Annotated in this window: 1 protein-coding gene; it reads right to left on the bottom strand. The window is 36.7% G+C overall.

Features of this window, described 5'->3' with window-relative positions; genetic code table 11:
- Window positions 1-31 precede the first annotated feature (31 nt).
- A complete protein-coding gene (locus tag BW935_RS17975; protein ID WP_076503162.1) occupies window positions 32-1,552 on the bottom strand; it encodes an IS1634 family transposase in 1,521 nt (506 codons plus the stop codon).
- Window positions 1,553-1,657: the final 105 nt, after the last annotated feature.

Here is a 1,657-nt window from a genome sequence, read left to right as displayed (position 1 = left end):
TTTTCCTGTTTTGTGCGATGGGACACCCACTCTAAATTTTCATGATAATAGAGATAAGTTCCTGTTGTTGCTCTGTGGGTTTTAGTGGTATAGTTGTATAAGTTTTTGATTCTGGCAGGAATACTTTTATCTGATACATGTTCTTTGTCAGCTCTATTGCACTTGTTGCAGAAAACTCTGCTTTGGCGATTTTCAGCAGTCTTTCCAGCTCCTTAAAGACTGCATAAGAAACAAAGCAGATGCAGATGTGTGTTTCTATCCTTCGCGGTTTGCGATGATAAATAGGCCTTATGCGGATATCGGTTTTACTTATCCGAAAAGCTTTCTCGATATGCCACAGGTTTCCGTATGCTGCAATGACTTCTGTCGGTTTCAGGGTTGTGTTCGTCAGATAGCCTTTCAAACCATCCCATTTTGCATCCATTTCATACTTGGAGTAATCGATAGCTACTTTTATGTCTGATTCCAGCTTGAGGTATTTGTTATATCCTCTGTTATTGATGCTGTTTTTATCAAGTTTGCCGTTTTTAACCTTTTTTTCAAGCTTTTTAAGACCTTTTTCCCGATTATGGGAATCCTTTTTCCTCCGTTTTTCTGAAAAGCTCACAACAAGTCTATAACCCTCCTTTTTTATTTCCTTTGGCTTGTCATCGGTCACCTCCAGTTTCTGGATTTTATCTTTGATCTTGGTGCTTTCATTTTTGATTTTACCACCCAGAACAAACTTATACCCATTGCTGACGAGTGCATTGATATTGGTTGATGACAATAGGCCTGCGTCAGCAATCACAATAGGTTTGTCAATAGAAAACTTCTTTTCAATATTTTTCAATACTGGAATAAGCGTATGTCCTTCATAGGTGCTTCCTTCAAAAATATCATACCCCAAAGGATAACCTTCAGGTCCTACAAGCAGCCCTAATTTAATCTGGGGATGCTGGTGTTTACCATCTTTTGAATAGCCTATTTTCCGTAAATCATCTTCATCTGGTATCTCGAAGTAAAGCGTAGTCATATCATAAAAAACAAGACCGATATTTCCTCCTAAAACCTGCTTGAAGTGTTTAAATGTCAACTCTTCAATCTTGTCTTTATATTTTCCATGGATCTTATCCATATAACGATAGATGGAATAAACGCTAATTTCCTTGTTCTTGAATCTGGCAAGATAATCTATGGTTTTCAGCTTGGATCCAGGATAAACAAGCCGAGACATAATCAGATCTCTGAAAAGTTCATCTAATCCAATAGTATGATAACCTATTGATTCATAAACTTTACCAAGAATATTATCGGGGCCAACCAACTCTACTTCGCTATTGCTGACATTAGAAAGAACGGATTTAAGGTTAGCATCCCGATCGTTAGAAAACAGAGTAACCTGACCTTTCATTCTTTCGATTTCTAGCTTAGCTTGCCTTTCAAGAATAATAAGCTCTGATTCGTCAAAAGAACTACCTAATGACTTGACAACTTTATTGATTCTTCCCACTTTTTGGATAATCTGTACACTAAAGCTACCGCTGGAATTCTTTTTGCGTCTTACAAACATAAACTAAAAATAGTCCGAGACACCCAAAAACACAAAATCAAATAATATAAGTCAATGAAATTCAATTACTTAATTTTCAACTAAAATATACCCGCACAAAACAGG

The sequence above is a fragment of the Belliella pelovolcani genome (genome assembly GCF_900156785.1).
Lineage (GTDB): Bacteria > Bacteroidota > Bacteroidia > Cytophagales > Cyclobacteriaceae > Belliella > Belliella pelovolcani.
This window is presented reverse-complemented; position numbering and strand designations above follow the sequence as displayed.